Source organism: Nocardia sp. CDC159, from assembly GCF_023740735.1.
In the GTDB taxonomy this organism is placed as follows: Bacteria; Actinomycetota; Actinomycetes; order Mycobacteriales; family Mycobacteriaceae; genus Nocardia; species Nocardia pulmonis.
Genome location: NZ_JAMRXH010000007.1, coordinates 82892 through 103979 on the forward strand (window position 1 = coordinate 82892; position 21088 = coordinate 103979).

Below are 21088 nucleotides of genomic sequence, written 5' to 3' on the forward strand. Positions count from 1 at the left end.
GCCATGTACAACTGGGCCCTGCAGGACGCCATCGCGGCGTTCGTCGAAAGCCAGAAGCCGTACTGGCAGGCGCAGCACGATATCTACCTGGCGGTCTTGCACGGCTTCGTCGATGTGCAGAGTCACCTGCTGACGCTGCTCGGCTTCCCGCCGGTGCCGTGACCGCGGCCTCGATCGACCGGCTGGAACCGGCCGCCGAGACGCGCGGGCCCGCCTGGTCGGTGCTGGGCGCCGTGTTGGCCGTGGTGTTGGTGCTCGACGGGCTGCTCTCGCTCGCCCTCGAGGTGCTGTATCTGCCGACGTATATCGGGGCCACGCCGTTTCCGATCGCCGCCGCGGTGGCCGCGGTCGGGAATGTGGCGCTGATCGCGGGGATGGGTGCGGTCGTCGACCGACCGGCGGCCATGTCGCTGCCGCTGATCGCGTGGTTGTTCGGGTTCCTGATCTGCTCGACCGCCGGGCCCGGCGGTGATGTGCTGCTCACCGACGACTGGGCCTCGCCCCTGCTGCTGGCCTGCGGCCTGATTCCGGCCGGGTTCTATCTGTTCCGCAAGGCGTTTCCGCCGGTTCGGGTCTGACCGCTCGCGGCCGGGTGACGGCTTCGTGCCACGAATATTCGCTATTCGTACTCAGTTTGCGATGTTTTCGTTACTCTCTCTCGCAACACGGGTGAGGCGCCCGACTCGGCGCCGCGCGAGGAGGTCCGGCGGGTGCGATGGTCGAAACTGCGCCGGGCCGGGGTGCGCGGACGGATCGGAGTTCGGGCGCGACTGCTCGCGATCGTGCTCATCTCCAGCGTCACGCTGCTCGGTATCGGCGTCGGAGCGGCCGCCTACCTGGTGAAATCCGGCCACGAGGCCAAGCAGTGGGCCGAACTGGCCAGCAGTACGACCACCCCGGCCATGCTCATGGTGCAGGCCTTCGAGGAGGAGCGGCGACTGTCGCTGCTGTCGCTGGCCGGTGATGCCTCGGTTGCCGAAGCCCTTGCGGCCGCGCGCAAGAAGTCCGACGACGCGCTGGTCGCGGTGACGGCCAAGGGCGATGCCGCGCGCGAACTCAATCCCGGCGGCGCGAAATCCGATATCGAGGGCTACAACAAGCTGTTCGCCATGGTGCCGCAGGTGCGCGGCGGCGTGGACGCGCGCCAGGCCCCGCCGGAGCAGGTGTTCGACTTCTACACCCAGGTCATCGGGACGATCATCGCGGCATCCATGCTGGCGGCGCGGGTGGCGCCCGATGCCGGTATCGCCGTGGAACTGGGGTACGGCGTGGACCCGCTGCGGGCGGCCGAGGCGCTGTCGATCGCCGACTCTCTGGGCGCGGTGGCACTGACCGTGGGGGAGCTCACGCCCGCGCAGCTGACCCGAATCGCCGCGCGCGTCGGCGAATTCCGCGGCGAGGTGGCTTATGCGCAGGCGGTGCTGAAGGGTGAGCGGCTGGCCCGGCTACAGGACATCATCGCCAGTCCGGACTATCGCAATGTGCTCGCGCAGCAGGACGCCATCCTGCAGCGCGGGCCGGTGAGCGCCGCGAGATCCGCCGAGCTGCCCATGTCGACCGCCGCCTGGCAGGACGCCTCGGGTCGGCTGGTCGCGGATCTGCTTCGGCTGTGGGAGGACCAGAGCCGCGATGCGCACGCGCTCGCCCGCCAGCAGGGCGAGCACACGGAGCGGCGCTCGCTGCTCGGCGGCGCGGCCGTGCTTGCGATCGCCGCGCTGGCCTTCGTACTCGCCCTGGTGCTGGCCAACCGCTTCATCGGCCGCATGCGCCGATTGCGCCGCGACACTTTGGAATTGGCCGACGAGCGGCTGCCCGAGCTCATGCGCCGACTCGACGCGGGCGAGCCGGTCGACGCGGCGGCCGAGGGTGCGCGGCTGGACTACGGCACCGACGAACTCGGCCAGGTGGCCAAGGCGTTCAACCGAGCCCAGGTCGCGGCGCTGTCGGCCGCGGTGGCCGAGGCGAATACGCGCACGGGTGTCAATGCGGTATTCCTCAATATCGCCCATCGCAGCCAGGTCGTGGTGCATCGCCAGCTCGCCCTGCTGGACCAGGCCGAGCGGCGTGAGGAGAACGCCGATCAGCTCGAATTGCTGTTCCAGCTGGATCATCTGGCGACCCGCGCGCGGCGCAACGCGGAGAATCTGATCATTCTCGGCGGTGAGCAGCCGGGTCGGCGCTGGCGCAAACCGGTGCAGCTGCTGGAGCTCGTGCGCGGTGCGGTCGCGGAGAGTCTGGACTACACCCGCATCCACACCGGCCGCATGCCGGAGGTGGCGGTGATCAGCAGCGCGGTGGCCGATCTCATCCACCTGCTGGCCGAGCTGATGGACAACGCGACCGCGTTCTCGCCGCCGCAGGCGCGGGTGAACGTCACCGGTGCGGTGGTCGGGCGCGGCGTGGCGATCGAGATCGTCGATCAGGGCCTGGGCATGTCGGATGTCGAGCTGGCCGAGCGCAATCGGCTGCTGGCCGATCCGCCGGACTTCCACGTGGCCGCGCTGTCCAGCGATACCCGGCTGGGGCTGTTCGTGGTCGCGAAACTGGCCACCCGGCACGGGGTTTCGGTGCGGCTGGGGGAGTCGGTCTACGGCGGCGTGCGGGCGGTGGTGGTGATCCCGACCGCGCTGCTGGCCGCGGAAGACGTTGCGGAAACCGCTGTGGCGCAACCGGAACCGGTGGCGCGCCGCTCGGCCTGGTTCACCCCGGCGGCGGAACTGGCCGCGAAGCCGCCGCTGCCGCGCCGGGCACGCCAGCACGCGACCCGGACCGATACCGCGCCGCCCGAGGTCGCACCCGCGCGTCCGCGCACCGCCGATCAGGCCCGCACCCTCATGAGTGCCATCGAGAGCGGCACCCGCGAGGGGCGCCGCCCGCGTGCCGAATTCGATTCGACCGCGATCCGGAACGATGAAATCCGTACCAGAGAGGGCGACGATGACCACTTCCCAGCGAACTGACCTCGGCTGGCTGCTCGACGATCTGATCAACGGACTGGCCGGGGCCGAGTCCGCGGTGCTGCTGTCGACCGACGGTCTGCTGCTCGGCCGGTCCGGTGGGCTGGAACAGGCCGAGGCGGAACGCTTCTCGGCCATGGCCTCGGCCCTGCACAGCCTCGCCCGCAGCGCCGGACAGCATTTCCAGGCGGGCGGGGTGTGCCAGACCGTGATCGAGCTCGACCACGCGGTGCTGTTCATCACCGCGGCGGGCGCGAACGCGTGCCTGGCACTGCTGGCCACGGAGAACGCCGATATGGGCATGGTGGCCTACGAGATGAATCAGACGGTGCAGCGGCTCGGATCGCATCTGTCGGTCGATCCGCGCGGTTCGATACGGCAATGAACGGGCCGCGCGAGTCCTGGTACGAGGAGGACGCCGGTCCGCTGGTCCGCCTCTACGCGGTCACCCGCGGCCGGGGTCGTGTCGCCCACGCGGACCTCACCCTGGCGACCCAGGTCGTCGACGCCCGGATCGGCGCGGCGCTGCACCGCACCGAACCCGAATACGCGGCCATCGTGCGACTGTGCCGCACGCCGCAGTCGGTGGCGGAGGTCGCCGCGCGGCTGCGTCTTCCGCTGACCCTGGTGAAGGTCTTGATCGGCGACCTGATCGACGACGGCCGACTCCGCTACCGCTCGACCCCGGCCGCGGTGACCCCCGAGGCCGAACTGGCCCTCCTGCAGGCGGTCCTGCACGGCATCCGCGCCCTCTGACCGCACCCCTCGCACCCCCTCCCGCGCTTCGCACCCGCTTCGGCCACCCGCAGGGGGTGCGAAGTGCCGGAAAGGGTGCGGCGTTCAGAGGCGGGCGGAGAGGCGGTGGGCGTTCATGTAGGCGATCGCCTCGATCGTGAGCATGGGGTTGACGCCCGAGGCGGTGGGGAAGCAGGAGGCATCGGCCACGACGATGTTGGGCACCTCCCAGGTCGCGCCGTCCGGATCGGTGGCCGAGGTGTCGCGGGAGCCGCCCATGCGGGCCGAACCCATGATGTGCAGCGCCCCCATCGAACACCGGCCCGGCCGGTAGCCCGCGGCGCGACAGGCGGCGGCGAAATCGGCGTGGCTGCCGCGCTTCCCGGGCTCGTAGTCGATGCCCGCCTGATGGCCGGAGAAGATGCGCCGGGCACCGGCGGCCTCCAGAATCCGCGCGGCGCCCTCGATTCCGGTGTGCAGGTGGGCGGCGTCGCGGGTGGACAGGCGATACTTCACGATCGGCTCGCCGGACCTGTCGGTGGTGACGCTGCCCGAGTCGCGGTCGCGGGTGATGACGCCGATCGCATCGGTGCGGGCGAGGTCGAGCATAGTGGCGCGGTGCTGATCCGCGCCGCGCCAGCTCAGGAAGCCGACGGCCATACCCGGGTGGATCGGTCCGGTCTCGTAGATGACGCCGTGTCCGTCGCCGTCCAGATTCGCGTGCTGTCGGCAGATGCGGCCCTGCAGCGCGCCCTCCCAGGGGCGGATCTCCTCGTCGAACATCCCGAATACGGCGGCGGCCGGATGCAGGCGCAGATATCGTCCGATGTTCTTGTTGCGCAGTCCGGATCGGCGCAACAGGGCGGGGGTCTGAATCGCTCCCGCCGCGACGACGACGGCGCGGGCGCGCACCGCGACCCGCACGCCCTCGGACGTGATCGCCGAAACGCCCTCGGCGCGACCGTTCTTCACCTCGATGCCGCGCACATTCGCGTCGACGACCAGACGTGCGCCGCGCTCCGCGGCATCGGCGAGCCAGGTCTTGGTGACCGACTGCTTGGCCCCGAGGCGGCAGCCGTAACCGCAGCGGCCGCACTCGGCCCCGGCGTCGCAGGCGTCGGTGACATTGCGCGGCAGCGCATCCACCGGCCAGCCGAGGACGCGGGCGCCGCGCTCGAGCACGCCGTCGCGCGCCGACAGCGCCGACCGCCGGTCGCTGACCCCGAGCCGCTGCCGCACCGCCGCGAGCGCCGCGCCGAATTCGTCCTGCGCGAACTGCTCGGCGCCCAGCGCCGCCCATTCCGCGCGCACCTCGTCGGGAGTGGGCAGCGAGGTGCTCCAGTTGACGACCGTGCCGCCACCCAGGCAGGTCCCGGCGACCAGCGTCAGCTGCCCCTCCGCCGTACTCGCCCCCGGAGCGTAGAGCTGCTGCAGCGCGGTGAGCTCGCCCGCACCGAAGTCCCGATCGTCGTAATAGTTTCCGCGCTCCAGCACGATCACGTCCAGCCCCGCCTCGGCCAGTACGGCCGCCGCCGCGCCCCCGCCGGCGCCGGAGCCAACGACCACGACATCGCAAGTGAGCGTGGCGTTCTCGGTGAACCGTAGCGGCCGCAACGCCGGTTGCGGTGCGTTCGGCAGCGGCCCGGTGGGTGCCGGGTAACCGATCTCCTTCCACAGCGGATTGGTCCCCGTAGGCCCCGGAGTCACGTTGTAGGCCAGCAACGCCGCCTGTTTGAGCGCCTGGAAGATCGCCCGCACCGGCTCCAGCCGAGAATCCCCCAGCCGCAACAACACCCGCTCCCGCTCCCGCTGCGACAGCGACGAAAACCGCCGCAACCCACTCCCGGTGAGCAGCCCCGCGAGCCGAGAGTCCCATACGCCCAACAACATCCCCAGCTGCTTACGGTCCGCCTCCCGAGGACTGCGCCCCAGCAACTCGAACACCGTATCCACCGCCCCCAGCGCACTGGCCGACGGCAACGTCGACCCATCCCCCGGAACGAACGTATCGCAGATCATTCCCAGCGCCGCGCGCTGCCCGACCGTCGGCTCCATGTGAAACTCCACCCTTTCGATGCCTGTGTGGGTTCTATCACAGTGGGGTGCAGGCGAGAATTTGCATTCACATATTGCGCGCTCCGCCGACTCGAATGTGATGCAATTCACGCCCGTTTTGTCCGATTACCGGTGCGTGCGGGGAGGCCATGCTGCCTGGGTACGTGCAAAACGACCTCGGGAGGATTTGTGGACGCGAATCGAGAATCGGGTTCCTGGAGGGATTTTCGGCACCATCTCGGTACCGCGGTGGTGCTCGCCGGTGGCGTGCTCATGGGCGCGGTGAACATCTATCTGGCCGCGAGCCTGCTGCCCTCGGCGGTCGCGGATATCGGTGGTGAGCGGCTGTACGCGTGGAACACCACCGCATTCCTGGTCGCGCAGGTGGTCGGGACGCTGCTGGTCTCGCGGCTGCTGGGCGCGCGGGGCGAGATCGGTGCGTATCTGGCCGGCTTCGGCGTTTTCGCCGCGGGCTCTCTCGCCTGTGCGCTGAGCCCGGCCATGCCGGTGCTGCTGGCGGGCCGGGGCATTCAGGGCCTGGGCGCGGGGCTGCTGACCGGGCTGGGATTCGCGGCGCTCCACTCGGCGCTGCCGCGTTCGCTGTGGGCGCGGGGGAGCGCTTTGATCTCCGCGATGTTCGGAATCGGCAATTTCGTCGGCCCGGCGCTGGGTGGTTTGTTCGCCCAATTCGGCTCCTGGCGAGGGGCATTCGCGGTGCTGGCCGGTGCGGCGGTGCTGATGGCGGCGGTTGTGCCCCGCGCCTTGCGGAGGGGGGAGCGTGGCAGCGCGGCGTCGGCGCTGCCGATCGCCTCGCTCGCGCTGATCGTGAGCGCGGCCGGGGCGATCAGCCTGGCTGGAGTGCTCACCGGCGCGGTCGCGACGACCGCGGCACTGCTGGGTGCCGCCACGTTGGTGGTTGGGTTCCTCGCCGTGGAAGGGCGGGCAGCGCGGCCGATCCTGCCTCGCTCGGCGTATCGGTCCGCTTCGCCGCTGCGATGGGTGTATCTGACCATCGTCGCTCTGGCGGCGGGGGTGTCGGTGGAGACCTTTCTGCCGCTGTTCGGCCAGCGGCTGGGTGGGCTGCCGCCCCTGGCCGCCGGATTCCTCGGCGCCGCACTGTCACTCGGCTGGTCGCTGAGTCAGATCGCCGTGTCCTCGATCGGTTCGGACCGTGTCATCGGTGGGTTGCGGGTCGCGGGACCCGTGTTGTTGTCTCTCGGCTTCGTCGCCCTCGCGCTGCTGCAACGCGATCCCGCGTCCTTGCCGCTGGTCCTGGCCTGGGTGCCGGTGCTGTTGCTCACCGGGGCGGGAATCGGCATCGCCATGCCGCATCTGACAGTGGCCGCGATGACCGGCGCCAGCGATCCCGCCGAGGGCGCTACCGCGGCGGCGGCGACCGCGACCGTGCTGACGATGGCGACGGCCTTCGGTGCGGCCGTCGCGGGCCTGCTGGTCAATCTCGGTGGTCCCGAACCAGTTTCGGCCGCACGCACGCTGTTGTTCGGCTTCGCGTTCGTCGCGGCGCTGGGTATTCCGACCGCGATGCGGGTCAACCGGACGGGTCGAACCGTTGGTGATCCGGGGAACATCGTGCGCGTCCGGTAGGTCCGGTTCGGAACTCGCGGGTCAGCGGTGTCCGAGCTGACCCGGCGTGACCGCTTCGATCAGAGCCCAGGCCCGTTCGATCGGGACGTCCACGACGTGGTAGCGCTTCTTGCCCGCGGCGGTCGCGGCGGTGAGGGTGGCCAGGCCCGCGCGACGCTGGAAGTAGGTTTGGCGGACGGTCCAGCCGATGATGCCGGGGGCCTCGAGGCAGTCGCGGTCGCGGTCCAGGGAGCCGTGACGGGTGATGAGCCAGGTGGGGGTGCCGGGGAGGACGGCGTGGCCGAGGCCGCGGTAGCGGTCCTCGGCGACGGCGGCCGCGGCGGCGCACAGCAGGGCGAGTGCGATCCAGGACCAGGGCGGGATCCGCACGCTTGCCAGGGAACCGGCGAGCAGGGCCGCGGCGAGCAGGAGGACGGGGGACAGGGCCCGGGTGTAGCGCCGGCGCCGGGCGCGCGGGCCGTGTGGGGTGAGGGCGACCAGTGCCGGCGCGGCCGCGCTGCGTATCCGCGGATCATTGGGTGGCGCAACGTCTTCCGGCGGGCTCAGCAGTTTTGCCAGGGTGCGTTCGACGGCCGCGCGGGGAGCCTGCGGCAGGATCTTCTGGCGCGGGCTGGTTCCGGTCATGACGGCCTCGAGTTCCGCGGCCCCGGCCAGGCGCAGCAGCAGCGGTTCCTTCACCGTCGCGCCGCGCAGTCGGGCCAGGTCCAGGGTGGTCTGGCGGGTGGTGAGCAGGCCGTGCCGAATGTGCAGGGTCTTGCCGTCGTCGAGCACGCGCAGGCCGAAATACGTTGTCAGATAATGGACGCAGGCCGCGATCGTGGTCACCCCGATCAGCACCACGACCGCGATGGACACCAGTACCGCCAGGAACACCGCACCGCGCCCGCCCAGATCCTGCACGGTGGGCGAGTCCAGCAGCAGCTGAGCCACTCCGTACTGGAATGCCAGGCCCACGGTCGCGCCCACGATGGCCAGACCGGTCAGCGACAGCGGCGCATAGCGCACCCAGGCGGGCCGCCACTGCGCGATGTCGACGCCCTCGTCCGGTTCCGGCCGCCCGGTGGACGGCGGAATTGGTTGTGGCGCAGCGTCTTCGGTGCGCCCCGACAGCAGCAGCGCCCGCAGTTCGGGAACCTGGCCGGTCGCCACGCCGTCCAGATGGAATCTCTCCTCGCCCTCGGCCTGCTGTCCGGTGCCGATGGTCAGCTCTGCCAGCCCCAGCAGCCGATGCAGCGGATCGGCGTGCACATCCACCGACCGAATCCGCGAGCGCGGCACCGTCAGGGTGCGCCGCTGCAGCAGCCCGCTGCGCAGCCGCACGTTCTCCGGCTCGATCCGATAGGTCGTGGTGAACCAGCGGGCCAGCGCCAGCCCGACGATGACCGCCAGCACCGCCAGCCCCCACAGCGGACTGTCGCTGCGGCTGCCGACGATCACCGTCACGATCAGAACCGGGATATATCGGACGATCTCGCGCACCGGATGGATCAGCAGCATGCGGGGATCGAGCCGCCGCCACCGGGCGTCGGCCGTCGTCGTCTCGGTCATGTGGCGTCCCCGCGATGGGCCGCCGCGACCTCGGTGAGCCGGGTGACGGTCTGCTCGGCGACCGGCAGATCCAGCGCGGTGATGCGCACCGCGCCCGCCGAGGAGGCCGTGGTCACCGTGACCGTGGCCAGGCCTAGCAGCCGGTCGAGCGGCCCGCGTTGGGTGTCGACGGTCTGCACGCGGGTGATCGGCGCCACCCGGCTCTCCTGGGTGAGCCAGCCGGTGCGGATGTAGACCGCCTCGTCGGTGATCTCCCAGCGATGGACGGCGTAGCGCCACAGCGGCACCACCCCGACCACGAAGGCCGCCGCGACCACACTGACCGCCAGTACCGCGAACTGGATCGCCCGGTGCCGATCGTCGAGGAGGAGCCAGATCAGCTCGCCGAGCAGCAGCACCGCCCAGCCGATCGCGGGCCCGATCGCCCAGAGCAGCTTCGCGCGCGGACTGGGCCGCCAGGCGGGAGCGGCCATGATCGTCCGCCCCGGGGCCGCGCCTGGACTGTGCGGTTGTGCCATGCAGCCCATGGTTCCACGAACGCCCGGTGCCTCGGAACCGTCGCACCCGCCCGGAATAGTGTGGTTGTCGGCGAGGTTGTCCTCGCTCGCAGGCACTGTAATGAGACTTGTCCGGATGGGGAGCGCATGATCGACGGAGTGACCGAACTGCCGAACCCGAGCATTCCTTCCCCGCCGCCGACCCCCTCGGCGATGCGTCGCGCCCTGCGCCGGGCCCGCGACGGTGTGACGCTGAATGTGGACGAAGCCACCGTGCTGCTGCACGCCCGCGGCGACGATCTCGCCGACCTGTGTCACAGCGCCGCGCGCGTGCGCGACGCCGCCCTGGAGTCGGCGGGCCGCCCCAAGACCATCACCTACTCCAAGAACGTCTTCATCCCGCTGACCAAGCTGTGCCGCGACCGCTGTCACTACTGCACGTTCGTGACCGTGCCCGGCAAGCTGCGCGCCGCGGGCAAGGGTATGTACCTCGAACCCGACGAGGTGCTCGACATCGCCCGCCGGGGCGCCGAACTCGGTTGTAAGGAAGCGCTGTTCACCCTCGGTGACCGGCCCGAGGACCGCTGGCCGGAGGCGGCGCAGTGGCTCGACGAGCGCGGTTACGACTCCACCCTGGACTATCTGCGCGCGGTCTCGATCATGGTGCTCGAGGAGACCGGACTGCTGCCGCACGTGAATCCGGGCGTCATGTCGTGGGAGGAGATCTCGCGGCTCAAGCCGGTGTCGCAGTCGATGGGACTGATGCTGGAGACCACCGCGACCCGGCTGTTCACCGACAAGGGTGAATGCCACTACGGCAGTCCGGACAAGGATCCGGCCGTGCGGCTGCGCGCCATCACCGACGCCGGACGGCTGTCGGTGCCGTTCACCACCGGCATTCTGGTCGGCATCGGCGAGACGCTGCGCGAGCGGGCCGAGTCGATCATGGCGATTCGCAAGCAGCACAAGGCCTTCGGCCACATCCAGGAAGTCATCGTGCAGAACTTCCGGGCCAAGCACGACACCGCCATGCGCGACACCCCGGATGCCGATATCGAGGAGTTCCTGGCCACCGTCGCGGTCGGCCGCCTGCTGCTGCCGCCGGATGTGGCCGTGCAGGCGCCGCCGAATCTGGTGTCGCACAGCGAATGTCACGCGCTGATCGAGGCCGGTATCGACGACTGGGGCGGGGTGTCGCCGGTGACCGTCGATCATGTGAATCCGGAGCGGCCCTGGCCGGATCTGGACGCGCTGGTCGAGATCACCGAGGCCGCGGGATTCCGGCTGGCCGAACGCACCTCGGCGCACCCGCGATATGTGCGGGCCGGAAACCCCTGGGTCGATCCGCGCATCGGCGCGCACGTCGCCGCGCTGTCCGATCCGCGCACCGGCCTGGCGAATCCGGACGCGATGCCGCAGGGGCTGCCGTGGCAGGAGCCCGACGAGTCCTGGGAGTCGGCGGGCCGGATCGATCTGAACACCGCCATCGACACCGACGGTCGAAACACCGAGTCCCGCAGCGATTCCGGGCTCGGCAGCGAGGTGTTGGGCGCGTTCGGCGACTGGGAGACCATTCGCGAGCAGGTGCGCGAGCTGGCCGCCTCGGCGCCGGAGCGGTTCGACGCGGACGTGCTCTCGGCGCTGCGCGCGGCCGAGCGCGATCCGGCCGGGCTGACCGACGAGCAGTACCTGGCGCTGGCCACTGCCGACGGTGCGGAGCTGGAAGCCGTTGCGGCCCTTGCCGATCAGCTGCGCCGCGACACCGTCGGCGAGGACGTCACCTACGTGGTGAACCGCAATATCAATTTCACCAACATCTGCTACACCGGCTGCCGGTTCTGCGCCTTCGCGCAGCGCAAGGGCGATGCCGACGCGTTCACCCTCAGTACCGAGGAGGTGGCCGACCGGGCCTGGGAGGCGCACGTCGAGGGTGCGACCGAGGTGTGCATGCAGGGCGGTATCGATCCGGATCTACCGGTCACCGGCTACGCGGATCTGGTGCGCGCGGTGAAGCGGCGGGTGCCGTCGATGCATGTGCACGCCTTCAGTCCCATGGAGGTGGTAAACGGCGCCGCGCGCGGTGGGCAGAGCATCCACGATTGGCTCGCGGCGCTGAAAGAGGCCGGGCTGGATACGATTCCGGGCACGGCCGCGGAGATCCTCGACGACGAGGTGCGCTGGGTGCTCACCAAGGGCAAGCTGCCCACCTCGGCGTGGATCGAGGTGATCACCACCGCGCACCGGCTCGGCATCCGCTCCAGCTCGACCATGATGTACGGGCATGTGGACAGCCCCAGGCACTGGGTCGGACATCTGCGGGTGCTGCGCGAAATCCAGGATCGGACCGGCGGTTTCACCGAATTCGTGCCGCTGCCCTTCGTGCATCAGAGCGCCCCGCTCTATCTGGCGGGCGCCTCGCGCCCCGGCCCGACCATCCGCGACAATCGCGCGGTGCACGCCCTGGCCCGCATCATGCTGCACGGCCGCATCGACAACATCCAGACCAGCTGGGTCAAGCTCGGCACCACCGGCACTCGCATCATGCTCACCGGCGGCGCCAACGATCTGGGCGGCACCCTGATGGAGGAGACCATCTCCCGCATGGCCGGTTCGGAGCACGGCTCGGCGAAAACCGTTGCCGAGCTTGCGGAGATCGCCTCCGGCATCGGACGCCCGGTGCGGGAGCGCACGACCGTCTACGGCAGGCCCCCGCACCGCTCCCCGGCCCTGTCGTTACCGGTCGGCTAGCCGAATACGGGCATTCCGGCGTGTCGTTCGGAGCACGCCGGAATGCTGGCTCATGGCGCGGCGAGCGCCTCCGGCGCGGCGGGTGGCAGCTCGGTCACGATCGAACCGGTCGCCAACCGGGTGAGCGGCAGCGCTTCGGTCGAGCGGCACAGCAGAGGAGGATGACGATGAAACACCGTCGGACTCGACCGAAGGGGAGCGGGTGGCGGGCGCCGTCGGACTAGGATCGAGGCGTGACGGTGAGCTGGTCCGGGCCGCGGGTGGGTGCCCTCACGATCGAGCGGCACGCGCTGTCGGGGCGGACGGGCCTCGATCCGCATATCGGCACGTCACACCGCGACATGGGGCCGATTGCCCGGTCCGTATCGGACCCGTTTCCGCTGCAATTGCTTTGGGCGGATCTGGAGATCGCCCCTCGCTTGTAGGCCCGGGCGAGGCCGGTCGGCGGCCGGCAAAGCGTGGGGCGACACCGAGACCGCCGCCACGATGCAAGTTAGGCAAGGCTGACCAGTAGTAATGTGTGGGTGCCGGGATACTGTTGCGCGGGGCGCGGAAGTATCCCGCAGGCAAGGACCAGACTAGGAGAGCGGCAGTGCCGTACATCATCGCTGAACCGTGCGTTGACGTGAAGGACAAGGCGTGCATCGAGGAATGCCCCGTGGACTGCATCTACGAGGGCGGACGCATGCTGTACATCCATCCGGACGAGTGCGTGGACTGTGGTGCATGTGAGCCGGTGTGCCCGGTGGAGGCGATCTTCTACGAGGACGACACCCCGGACCAGTGGAGCGGATACGTCAACGCCAACGTCGACTTCTTCGACGAACTGGGTTCGCCCGGCGGCGCCACCAAGGTGGGCAAGGTCGATTACGACCCGCCGTTCATCGCGGCGCTACCCCCGATGGCGAGCGAGTAGGCACGTTGTCGACGCGTGGCCGGGTCAGTAGTCTGCTGCCCGATTTCCCTTGGGACACCATCGCTTCGGTGAAGAAGCGGGCCGCCGAACATCCTGACGGCATCGTGGATCTGTCGGTCGGTACGCCCGTCGATCCGGTGGATCCGCTGATCCAGCGGGCGCTCGCCTCGGTGGCGGAGGTGCCCGGCTATCCGGCCACGCACGGCACCCCGGAACTGCGCGCCGCCGCGGTCGACGCGCTGAAGCGGCGGTTCGGGATCACCGGCGTCGAATCCGATGCCGTGCTGCCCGTGATCGGCACCAAGGAGTTGATCGCCGGCCTGCCCCGGCTGCTGGGCCTCGGCGCCGAGGATCTCGTCGTGATCCCCGAGATCGCGTATCCGACCTATGAGGTGGGCGCGCTGCTGGCGGGTGCGCGGATCGCGCGCGCGGACGGGACGGCGCAGCTCGGCCCGCAACGGCCCACGCTGATCTATCTGAATTCGCCGTCCAATCCGACCGGCCGGGTGCTGGGCGTGGAGCATCTGCGCAAGGTCGTGGCATTCGCGCGCGAGCGCGGCGCGATCGTCGCCTCCGACGAGTGCTACCTCGGCCTGGCCTGGGACGAGCGGGCCGTGTCGATCCTGGACCCGCAGGTCTGTGATGGCGACCACACCGGGCTGCTGGCGATCCATTCGCTGTCCAAGACGTCGAATATGGCCGGATATCGCGCGGGCTTCGTGACCGGCGATCCGGCCCTGGTGCGCGAACTGCTCGAGGTGCGCAAGCACGCCGGGCTGATCATGCCGTTCCCTGTGCAGGCCGCCATGACCGCGGCCCTCGGCGACGACGCGCACGAGGCGACCCAGCGCGAACGCTACCGCGCCCGCCGGGAGATCCTGCGAAAGGCGTTGCTGGCGGCCGGTTTCCGCATCGACCACTCGCAGGCGGGACTGTACCTGTGGTCCACCCGGGGCGAGCCCGGTCGGACCACGCTGGAGTGGCTGGCCGACCGCGGCATTCTGGCCGCCCCCGGCGACTTCTACGGTCCGGCGGCGGGCGACCACGTCCGCATCGCGCTCACCGCCACCGACGAGCGCATCGCCGCCGCGGTGCGGCGGCTGGCGGAAGGCTAGGCGGGCGCGGAGTTCCCGCCCGACGGCCGCCCGACCGGTTCTATCCGGGGGTCGGCGAAAACCGTTGCGCCCGTTCCGTTCGTGGTGAGGCGGGCGGCGGCGGAGTCGGTGACCCGCAGGGCGAACAGACCGGTCGCGGGGTCGACGGGAATCAGGCCGTAGCCGGTGTCGACATCGTTCTCGGTGAGGTGCAGCTCCCGCAGGGCATCGCTCATGGTCGCGCCCTGCGGGAGCTGGACGGTGAGCAAGGCCATCCCATAACGCTACGCCCGATTCGCCGTTCCGTGCAGCTCTGCGAGGAGGGCGGCGCTGTCGGCGATGCCATACCCGTAGTCGTAGTCGAAGCCCTTACCTCCGCGATCGAGGGCGGTGCGCTGGACGAGGGCCCGCAGTTGGGCGGGCGGCAGCGCGGTGGCCGAATACTTGGTGCGAATGGCCGCGATCAGCCCGGCCGCCACCGGGCAGGCCGCCGAGGTGCCGGTATCGGGTTCGTCGGCGCCGAAGGCCTGCGACCCGGAGAAATGGGTGTAGGAGCAGACATCGGGTTTGCGATCGGCCAGTCGTCCCGGGCCCTGGGAGGAATAGCCCACCCGCTGCTTACCGGTGTCGACCCCGGCGATGCTCAGCACGCTCGGATGCGAATTCGCGCCGCTGATCGGGCGGTCCGGATAGGCGCAGCGGCCGTCGGGGCAGTCGCGCCCGCAATTGCCCGCGGCGAACAGGATGTCCGCGCCCGCGGCCTCGAGCGAGCCCACGATCACATTGAACGGATGGTTCGGATTGTCGGAGTAGTTGCCCGGCTGCCCGACCGGGAAATCCCAATCCGGAGAGAACGATCCCCAGCTGTTGCTCACCACCAGCGCGCGGGTGGCCGCGGGCTGATCGGTGAGCACCGTGCGCAGATGGGCGTACCCGGCCAGCGCGTCGGACAGCAGCCCGTCCATGGTGGTCTGGCCCTGCCGGGTGCTGCGCAGCACCGGCAGATCGAGGAAGGTGGCCTCGGGCGCGGCGATCGCGGCGTCGAAGGCGCACATGGTGCCGTGATCGACCGGGAACCGGCCCGGCGTCCCCGTGACGCCCGAGGGATTCCAGCTGCGCGCGGCATCGATGGTGATATGCCCGCCGCGCACCCGGTCGACCTGCTCGGCGTTGATCCCGGTGTCGACGATCGCCAGCGCGACGCCTGCGCCGGTGAGGCCCGCATCGGCCAGATCGGTGCCGCGCAGCAGCTCGCCCACCCGGCGCCAGTCGCCGACCGCCGCATCGCCGCCGCAGGTCAGCACCGGTTCGATGGCCGGATCCGCGAAAATGCCGGTGATCGAGTCGAACTGCGAGATCTGTCGCCGCACCGCGGGATCGTCGTCGAGTTCGCCGCGCACCAGCACGGACGCGTGCTCGGGGGACAGGGAATAGGTCGGATTGTTCACCCGGGGTATCGCGACGGGTTCGAAGTCGAGGTCGAGCGCGAAGCCGGGCACCTCCCCGGCGACATCCGCCGGGGCGACTCGGGTGCCGGGGTCGACCACGGCGGTGACCAGATCGGCGGGCGGGCGAAGCTGAATGACAACTCGCATAGTCGACATACTGCCGCCCCGCACGCGGATTCGCGCGCAGTGTGCGCACTTCCGCGCGCCGAGCGTGCAAAACCATCGGAGTGTCGGGGGTCGGGTCTAGCCTGAAACCATGGACGCTGTCACGGTGGTCCCCGCCCCGGCGAACGAGCCGGTGCATAGCTACGCACCGGGCAGCCCGGAGCGAGAAGTGCTGATCGGCAGGCTCGCCGAGATCTCCGGCACGGCCGTGGACGTGCCGCTGGTGATCGGCGGGAAGCATCTGCCCGGTTCCGGGCCGCGGATCGACATCGTGATGCCGCATCGGCATCGACACGTTCTGGGCACCTGTAGCAACACCACCCACGAGGAGGGCCGCGCGGCGATCGAGGCCGCGGCGGCCGCGGCGCCCGAGTGGCGGGCGCTGCCGTTCGAGGAGCGCGCCGCGATCCTGCTGCGCGCGGCCGATCTACTGGCGGGCCCGTGGCGCGAAACTCTCGCCGCGGCAACGATGCTCGGCCAGTCCAAATCCCCGTATCAGGCCGAGATCGACGCGCCGTGCGAGCTGGTGGACTTCTGGCGCTTCAATGTCGCCTTCGCCCGCCGGATCATGGCCGAGCAGCCGGAATCGGCCGCGGGCGTGTGGAACCGGATGGATTACCGCCCGCTGGAAGGGTTCGTGTACGCGATCACGCCGTTCAATTTCAGCGCGATCGCCGGAAATCTGCCCACCGCACCGGCGCTGCTCGGCAATACGGTGGTGTGGAAGCCCGCGCCGAGCCAGACGCTGGCCGCCTACTACACGATGCGGCTGCTGGAGGAGGCCGGACTGCCGCCCGGGGTGATCAATATGGTCACCGGCGACGGGTCGCAGCTGTCGGAGGTGGCGTTGGCCGATCCGCGGCTGGGCGGCATCCACTTCACCGGCTCCACCCGGACGTTCCAGTATCTGTGGCAGCAGGTGGGGGCGAATCTGCCGCGGTATCGGAGCTATCCGCGGTTGGTGGGCGAGACCGGCGGCAAGGACTTCATCGTCGCGCACGCCTCGGCGGATTCGGATGCGCTGCGGACGGCGCTGATTCGCGGCGCCTACGAATATCAGGGGCAGAAGTGTTCGGCGGCCTCGCGTGCCTACCTGCCGCGCTCGCTGTGGCGGCGGCTGCGCGAGGAGTTTCTCGGGCAGGTCGACGAGCTGACCTACGGGGACGTGGCCGAGTTGTCCAATTTCGGTGGGGCGCTGATCGATCGGCGGGCCTACGACAAGAATGTGGCCGCCATCGAGCGGGCCCGTTCGGCGGGTTGGGGATCCCCGTGGGCGGGCGCTACGACGACAGCGAGGGCTATTTCGTGCGGCCGACCGTGCTGCTGGCCGACGATCCGCACGACGACGCGTTCGCGACCGAATACTTCGGCCCGATCCTGTCGGTGTACGTCTACGACGACGCCACGCCCGAGGGGTTCGCGCGGGTGCTGGCGCTGGTGGACGCCGCCGCGCCGTACGCGCTCACCGGTTCGATCTTCGCCCGCGACCGCCAGGCGGTCGAACAGGCCTCGGCCGCACTGCGTTTCACCGCGGGCAACTTCTACATCAACGACAAGCCGACCGGCGCGGTGGTCGGGCAGCAGCCGTTCGGCGGGGCCCGGGCGTCGGGGACCGACGACAAGGCCGGTTCCCCGCTGAACCTGCTGCGCTGGCTGGCGCCGCGCACGATCAAGGAAACCTTCGCGCCGCCAACCGATTACCGCTATCCGCATATGGGGATCCGGTGAACCCGCTGCGCCCGGCGATCCTCGCCGCGGCGGATTCGTCGCGGATGAAGCGGGCGCTGACCCGGGTGCCGATCACCGCGGGCGTGGCGCGGCGCTTCGTGGCGGGGGAGTCACGGGTGGACCTGGCGCCGGTGGTTCGCGACCTGCTGGCGTCCGGGCGGATGGTGAGCGTGGACCTGCTCGGCGAGCACACCACCGAGCGGTCCATGGCCGACGACGCGGTGACCGAGTATCTCGCGCTCATCGACGATCTGGCCGCCTGGGACGGCTCCGGCTCCGGATCGGTTCGGCGGGTGGAGGTTTCGGTCAAACTCTCCGCGCTCGGGCAGGCCCTGGGCGAGGCGGGCCCCGAGATCGCCACGACGAATCTGCGCACGCTGTGCCTGCGGGCCGCCGAGGCCGGGGTGTGGGTGAGCGTGGACGCCGAGGATCACACCACCACCGACGCCACCCTCGACACCGTCCGGCGGCTGCGCGGGGAGTTCCCGTGGCTGGCGGTCGCGGTGCAGACCTATCTGCGCCGCGCGGAGACCGAATGCCGGGAGCTGGCCTCGCTCGGGGCCCGAATCCGGCTGTGCAAGGGTGCCTACCGGGAACCGGAGGAGGTCGCCTATCAGCGGCGGGCCGATGTGGACTCGTCGTATTTGCGCTGTCTGGACGTCGTGATGCGCGGCGCCGGATATTCGATGGTGGCCACGCACGATCCGGATATGATCGCCGCCGCCGCCCGCTTCGCGCTCGAGAATGGCCTGGGCGCGGGGCAGTTCGAGTTCCAGATGCTCTACGGCGTGCGCGACGGCGAACAGCGGCGGCTGGCCGGTGCGGGGCATGCGGTGCGGGTGTATGTGCCGTATGGGAATCAGTGGTACGGATATCTCATGCGGCGGCTGGCCGAGCGCCCGGCCAATCTGGGGTTCTTCCTGCGTGCCCTCGCTGAGAAGCGTTCGGGCACATAGGAAAGGGCTCGGGCACAGAGGGGAAGGACTCGGGCACAGAGGTGGGGAGCTCGGGCGGGCTGCGGCGGCTGGGGTGAGTGGGTGGCCGCTCGGGGTTGTCAGACCAGTGGGCGGCCGAGGCGATGGCGGATACGCATATCCCACAGCACGTAGTTGAGGGGGAACAGGCGCAGGATCTGGGGCAGGCGCAGCCAGACGAACGACAGCGCGCGCAGGATCGCGGTGTAGCGACGCTCGTCGCCGAGGGTCCAGGTCATGCCCATCTGGTCCCGAAGATGTTGGGGCAGTAAGGCGGTGACGCCGAATCGGTGGATGCGACCGAAGACGAAGCGCGGGACCGGGGAGAGCATCTTCAGATCGATCAGATCGTTGAAATAGCGCCGCACGGGCTCATCGATCGTCTTCGTCGCGAGGTTCTCGTCCCAGTACCGGTAGAACGCCGTGCGATCGGCGGGCCACAGCTCCCGGCGCATCTGCAGCGTGGTGCCCAGCCGCGCGGAGTACTGGTAGAAGGCCTCGGCCAGTTCGGGATCCATCGGACCGCGCATGCGGATGTAGAGGTCGTCGACGCCCCAGTACAGGCAGGCGGCCACCCACAGCTGCAATTTCGGATCGAAGGCGTTGTACCGGACCGGCGCGCCCGGCTTGGAATGAATCGGCCGGTGCGAGGCATTGACGGCCTCGCGGTAGACCTTGCGATCCTCCTCGGTGCCCAGCCACGCGACCGCGAGATAGGTCAGCGTGGTGCGCAGCCGCTTGATCGGATGCAGCGTGACCTTGCCGCTGTCGACCGGGCTCTCCAGCACGCCGTAGCCGACCGGCGGGTGGCTCAGCTGCATGACGACGTTCGCGGCCCCGCCCAGGAAGGCCGCGATGCCGTCGAGATGGCGGCGCACGGCCTCGGGAGTGAGTTCGTCCGGGGCGGGCTCGGGCTCGGTGTAGCGCAGGGGTGCGGTCATCGTTGACTCGACTCCTCGATCTTCGCTTCGGGTCATGAGGCGGCGGAAGTGTGAGAAACTTCTGTTCTCACCTTCTCATCGAGTCGTGACCCTGTCAATGACGGCGTCGCATCGGGTGATCATATGGGAAGATATTCCTGTCATTGTGTCGTTCCGCCGAAGGAGTCGCATGGCCAAGCTGGCCAAACTGCTGCCGCTGGTTCGTGACGCGGCCCCCGAGGATCGCAATCAGACCAAGGTGCTCGACGCGGCGCTGCTGGCCTTCCTCGACTTCGGGATCAAGCGCACCAGCATGGTCGAGGTGGCCCGGCGCGGTGGTCTGTCGCTCGCGACGCTGTATCGGCGTTTCGCGGGCAAGTCCGATCTCATCCAGGCGGTCGGACTGCGGCAGGCGCGCCAATTCATCGAACAGGTCGACGCGGCCGTGCAGCCGCAGATCGATCGGGGCGCGGCCGCCGAGGATCAGATCGTGGAGCTGTTCGTCGCATTCCTGGACGGGCTGCGCGGCAACCGGCTGCTGGATCGGCTGTTGAAGACCGAGCCGGAGATCGTGCTGCCGCATCTGACGGTGCGGGGTGCGCCGGTGATCGAGCTCGGGCGCGACTATCTGGCCGAATTCATCACCCGGCTGCAGGACGAGGACAAGCTGGAGCGCTACGACCCGCTGCCGCTGGCCGAGATGATCGCGCGCAATGCGCTGTCGATGGCATTGACCCCGCAGACGGTCATACCGCTCGGCGACGACGCGGCGCTGCGGGAGTTCGCCCGCGCGCATATCGTGCCGGGTTTCCGAGTGCGTTAGATCAGGCGCAGCCCCAGCGCGCGACGCACGCGCAGGTCGATCAGGCAGGCGTTGATCGGAAAGAGCCTGATCTGCCTGGGCATTCGCTCCTCGACCGCGCCGACTGTGCGCAGCAGCCGGGCCAGCCGGCGGTCGTCGCGCTCGCTCCAGGTCATGCCCATCTGCTCGCGCAGCCGCGGCGGCAGCAGCCCGGCGACCAGCCAGCGGTGGAATCCGCCGAAGGCCAGCTGGATCGGGCGCGGGAACATCTTCAGGTCGATCAGGTCCTGGAAGTAGGCGCGCACGGGTGGATCGATGCTCGTGTGCGCCAGATTCGCCGTCCAGTATTGATCGAAGGCCGCGCGGTCGGGCGGCCACAGCTCCGCGGGCATCTGCAGTGTCGTGCCGAGGCGGGCGCAGTGGTGATAGAAGGCGTCGGCGTCGGCGGCGGTCATCGGGCCGTGCATGCGCTCGTAGAGATCGCGGGCGCCCCAGTACAGGCAGGCCGCCACCCACAGCTGTAGCCGGGGGTCGAAGGCGTTGTACTTCACCGGGCTCGACGGGGTGGAGCGCACCTGCCGATGCGACCAGTTGATCGCCGCGCGGTAGGCCGCGCGCTCGTCCTCGCTGCCCAGCATGGCGACGGCCAGATAGGTCAGCGTCGTGCGGGTGCGCTCGATCGGATGCAACATGATCTTGCCGCTGTCGACCGTGCTCTCGATGACGCCGTAGCCGACCGGTGGGGAGCTGAGTTGCATGATGACGTTCGCGGCGGCGCCGAAGAAGGCGGCGGAGCCGTCCACATGGCGGGTGATGTCGAAATCACCCCTGGCCTCGGAATTTTCGTGCGTCGTTGCGCGAAGCGGCCCGGTCATCGTTGACCCCGTTCTCGGTGA

20 protein-coding genes and 1 pseudogene are annotated in these 21088 nt (G+C 69.8%); 13 read left to right on the forward strand and 8 right to left on the reverse strand.

All coding sequences use genetic code 11. The features are described from left to right. The first annotated feature begins 3 nt into the window (after positions 1–3). The 5 genes from NDR87_RS17390 to NDR87_RS17410 all read left to right on the forward strand — a co-directional run bounded on the left by NDR87_RS17390 (position 4) and on the right by NDR87_RS17410 (position 3713). Positions 4–162: a hypothetical protein gene (locus NDR87_RS17390; RefSeq protein WP_251914125.1), complete on the forward strand. Its 159-nt coding sequence runs from the start codon at positions 4–6 to the stop codon at positions 160–162. Further along, positions 159–578 carry a hypothetical protein gene (locus NDR87_RS17395; protein ID WP_251914124.1) on the forward strand — a complete coding sequence of 140 codons (420 nt, stop codon included), beginning with the start codon at positions 159–161 and terminating at the stop codon, positions 576–578. The genes NDR87_RS17390 and NDR87_RS17395 overlap by 4 nt, the downstream gene beginning before the upstream one ends. Before the next feature lie 132 nt (positions 579–710). After that, a complete protein-coding gene (locus tag NDR87_RS17400) occupies positions 711–2960 on the forward strand; it encodes a nitrate- and nitrite sensing domain-containing protein (protein ID WP_251914123.1) in 2250 nt (749 codons plus the stop codon). Next, the gene (locus tag NDR87_RS17405; RefSeq protein ID WP_251914122.1) at positions 2938–3342 is read left to right on the forward strand and encodes a roadblock/LC7 domain-containing protein; all 405 of its coding nucleotides are present in this window, start codon (positions 2938–2940) and stop codon (positions 3340–3342) included. Before NDR87_RS17400 ends, NDR87_RS17405 begins: the two co-directional genes overlap by 23 nt. Next, positions 3339–3713, forward strand: a complete 375-nt coding sequence (locus tag NDR87_RS17410; RefSeq protein WP_251914121.1) for a DUF742 domain-containing protein — start codon at positions 3339–3341, stop codon at positions 3711–3713. Before NDR87_RS17405 ends, NDR87_RS17410 begins: the two co-directional genes overlap by 4 nt. 84 nt (positions 3714–3797) lie before the next feature. Here NDR87_RS17410 and NDR87_RS17415 read toward each other — a convergent pair whose 3' ends face one another. Continuing rightward, a complete protein-coding gene (locus NDR87_RS17415) occupies positions 3798–5747 on the reverse strand; it encodes a GMC family oxidoreductase (protein WP_251914120.1) in 1950 nt (649 codons plus the stop codon). A 189-nt stretch (positions 5748–5936) separates the two neighbouring features. On the opposite strand from NDR87_RS17415, the gene NDR87_RS17420 reads away from it, so the two are divergent. Then, positions 5937–7352, forward strand: coding sequence for an MFS transporter (locus NDR87_RS17420; RefSeq protein ID WP_251914119.1), 1416 nt, complete (start codon positions 5937–5939; stop codon positions 7350–7352). Between the two features lie 21 nt (positions 7353–7373). Here NDR87_RS17420 and NDR87_RS17425 read toward each other — a convergent pair whose 3' ends face one another. Continuing rightward, a complete protein-coding gene (locus NDR87_RS17425) occupies positions 7374–8900 on the reverse strand; it encodes a PH domain-containing protein (RefSeq protein WP_251914118.1) in 1527 nt (508 codons plus the stop codon). Then, positions 8897–9418 carry a PH domain-containing protein gene (locus NDR87_RS17430; protein ID WP_251914117.1) on the reverse strand — a complete coding sequence of 174 codons (522 nt, stop codon included), beginning with the start codon at positions 9416–9418 and terminating at the stop codon, positions 8897–8899. The genes NDR87_RS17425 and NDR87_RS17430 overlap by 4 nt, the downstream gene beginning before the upstream one ends. Positions 9419–9544: 126 nt before the next feature. Here NDR87_RS17430 and NDR87_RS17435 point away from each other — a divergent pair, with 126 nt between their 5' ends. Next, positions 9545–12145 carry a bifunctional FO biosynthesis protein CofGH gene (locus tag NDR87_RS17435; RefSeq protein WP_251914116.1) on the forward strand — a complete coding sequence of 867 codons (2601 nt, stop codon included), beginning with the start codon at positions 9545–9547 and terminating at the stop codon, positions 12143–12145. Positions 12146–12195: 50 nt separating this feature from the next. Here the strand turns inward: NDR87_RS17435 and NDR87_RS37370 are convergent, their stop codons facing one another. Then, positions 12196–12321, reverse strand: coding sequence for a hypothetical protein (locus NDR87_RS37370; protein WP_286013683.1), 126 nt, complete (start codon positions 12319–12321; stop codon positions 12196–12198). Between the two features lie 57 nt (positions 12322–12378). Here NDR87_RS37370 and NDR87_RS17440 point away from each other — a divergent pair, with 57 nt between their 5' ends. The 3 genes from NDR87_RS17440 (at position 12379) to dapC (ending at position 14176) form a co-directional block, all read left to right on the forward strand. After that, complete coding sequence (locus NDR87_RS17440) at positions 12379–12570, forward strand: hypothetical protein (protein WP_251914115.1); 192 nt, start codon at positions 12379–12381, stop codon at positions 12568–12570. Positions 12571–12737: 167 nt separating this feature from the next. Next, a complete protein-coding gene (gene fdxA / locus NDR87_RS17445) occupies positions 12738–13061 on the forward strand; it encodes a ferredoxin (RefSeq protein ID WP_251914113.1) in 324 nt (107 codons plus the stop codon). A 5-nt stretch (positions 13062–13066) separates the two neighbouring features. Then, positions 13067–14176 carry a succinyldiaminopimelate transaminase gene (dapC, locus tag NDR87_RS17450; protein ID WP_251914112.1) on the forward strand — a complete coding sequence of 370 codons (1110 nt, stop codon included), beginning with the start codon at positions 13067–13069 and terminating at the stop codon, positions 14174–14176. Here the strand turns inward: dapC and NDR87_RS17455 are convergent. Together NDR87_RS17455 and NDR87_RS17460 are read right to left on the reverse strand one after the other, a co-directional pair. Next, positions 14173–14430, reverse strand: a complete 258-nt coding sequence (locus NDR87_RS17455; protein ID WP_251914111.1) for a hypothetical protein — start codon at positions 14428–14430, stop codon at positions 14173–14175. The genes dapC and NDR87_RS17455 overlap by 4 nt on opposite strands. Before the next feature lie 9 nt (positions 14431–14439). Then, entirely contained in the window at positions 14440–15750 is a 1311-nt protein-coding gene (locus NDR87_RS17460) for a S8 family serine peptidase (RefSeq protein ID WP_251914110.1), read from the reverse strand. Positions 15751–15859: 109 nt separating this feature from the next. Between NDR87_RS17460 and pruA the strand changes: the two are divergent. Both pruA and NDR87_RS17470 read left to right on the forward strand, forming a co-directional pair. Continuing rightward, positions 15860–17496 (forward strand): annotated as a pseudogene (gene pruA / locus NDR87_RS17465) (L-glutamate gamma-semialdehyde dehydrogenase). A gap of 44 nt (positions 17497–17540) precedes the next feature. Further along, the gene (locus NDR87_RS17470; RefSeq protein ID WP_251914248.1) at positions 17541–18452 is read left to right on the forward strand and encodes a proline dehydrogenase family protein; all 912 of its coding nucleotides are present in this window, start codon (positions 17541–17543) and stop codon (positions 18450–18452) included. A 98-nt stretch (positions 18453–18550) separates the two neighbouring features. Here NDR87_RS17470 and NDR87_RS17475 read toward each other — a convergent pair whose 3' ends face one another. Beyond that, positions 18551–19411 carry an oxygenase MpaB family protein gene (locus tag NDR87_RS17475; RefSeq protein ID WP_251914109.1) on the reverse strand — a complete coding sequence of 287 codons (861 nt, stop codon included), beginning with the start codon at positions 19409–19411 and terminating at the stop codon, positions 18551–18553. 169 nt (positions 19412–19580) lie between these two features. Between NDR87_RS17475 and NDR87_RS17480 the strand changes: the two genes are divergently transcribed. After that, the gene (locus NDR87_RS17480; protein ID WP_251914108.1) at positions 19581–20213 is read left to right on the forward strand and encodes a TetR/AcrR family transcriptional regulator; all 633 of its coding nucleotides are present in this window, start codon (positions 19581–19583) and stop codon (positions 20211–20213) included. On the opposite strand, the gene NDR87_RS17485 is transcribed toward NDR87_RS17480, so the two are convergent. Continuing rightward, positions 20210–21067 (reverse strand): oxygenase MpaB family protein, encoded by an 858-nt coding sequence (locus NDR87_RS17485; protein WP_251914107.1) that lies wholly within the window; start codon positions 21065–21067, stop codon positions 20210–20212. The two genes, NDR87_RS17480 and NDR87_RS17485, sit on opposite strands and share 4 nt — an antisense overlap. Positions 21068–21088 lie beyond the last annotated feature (21 nt).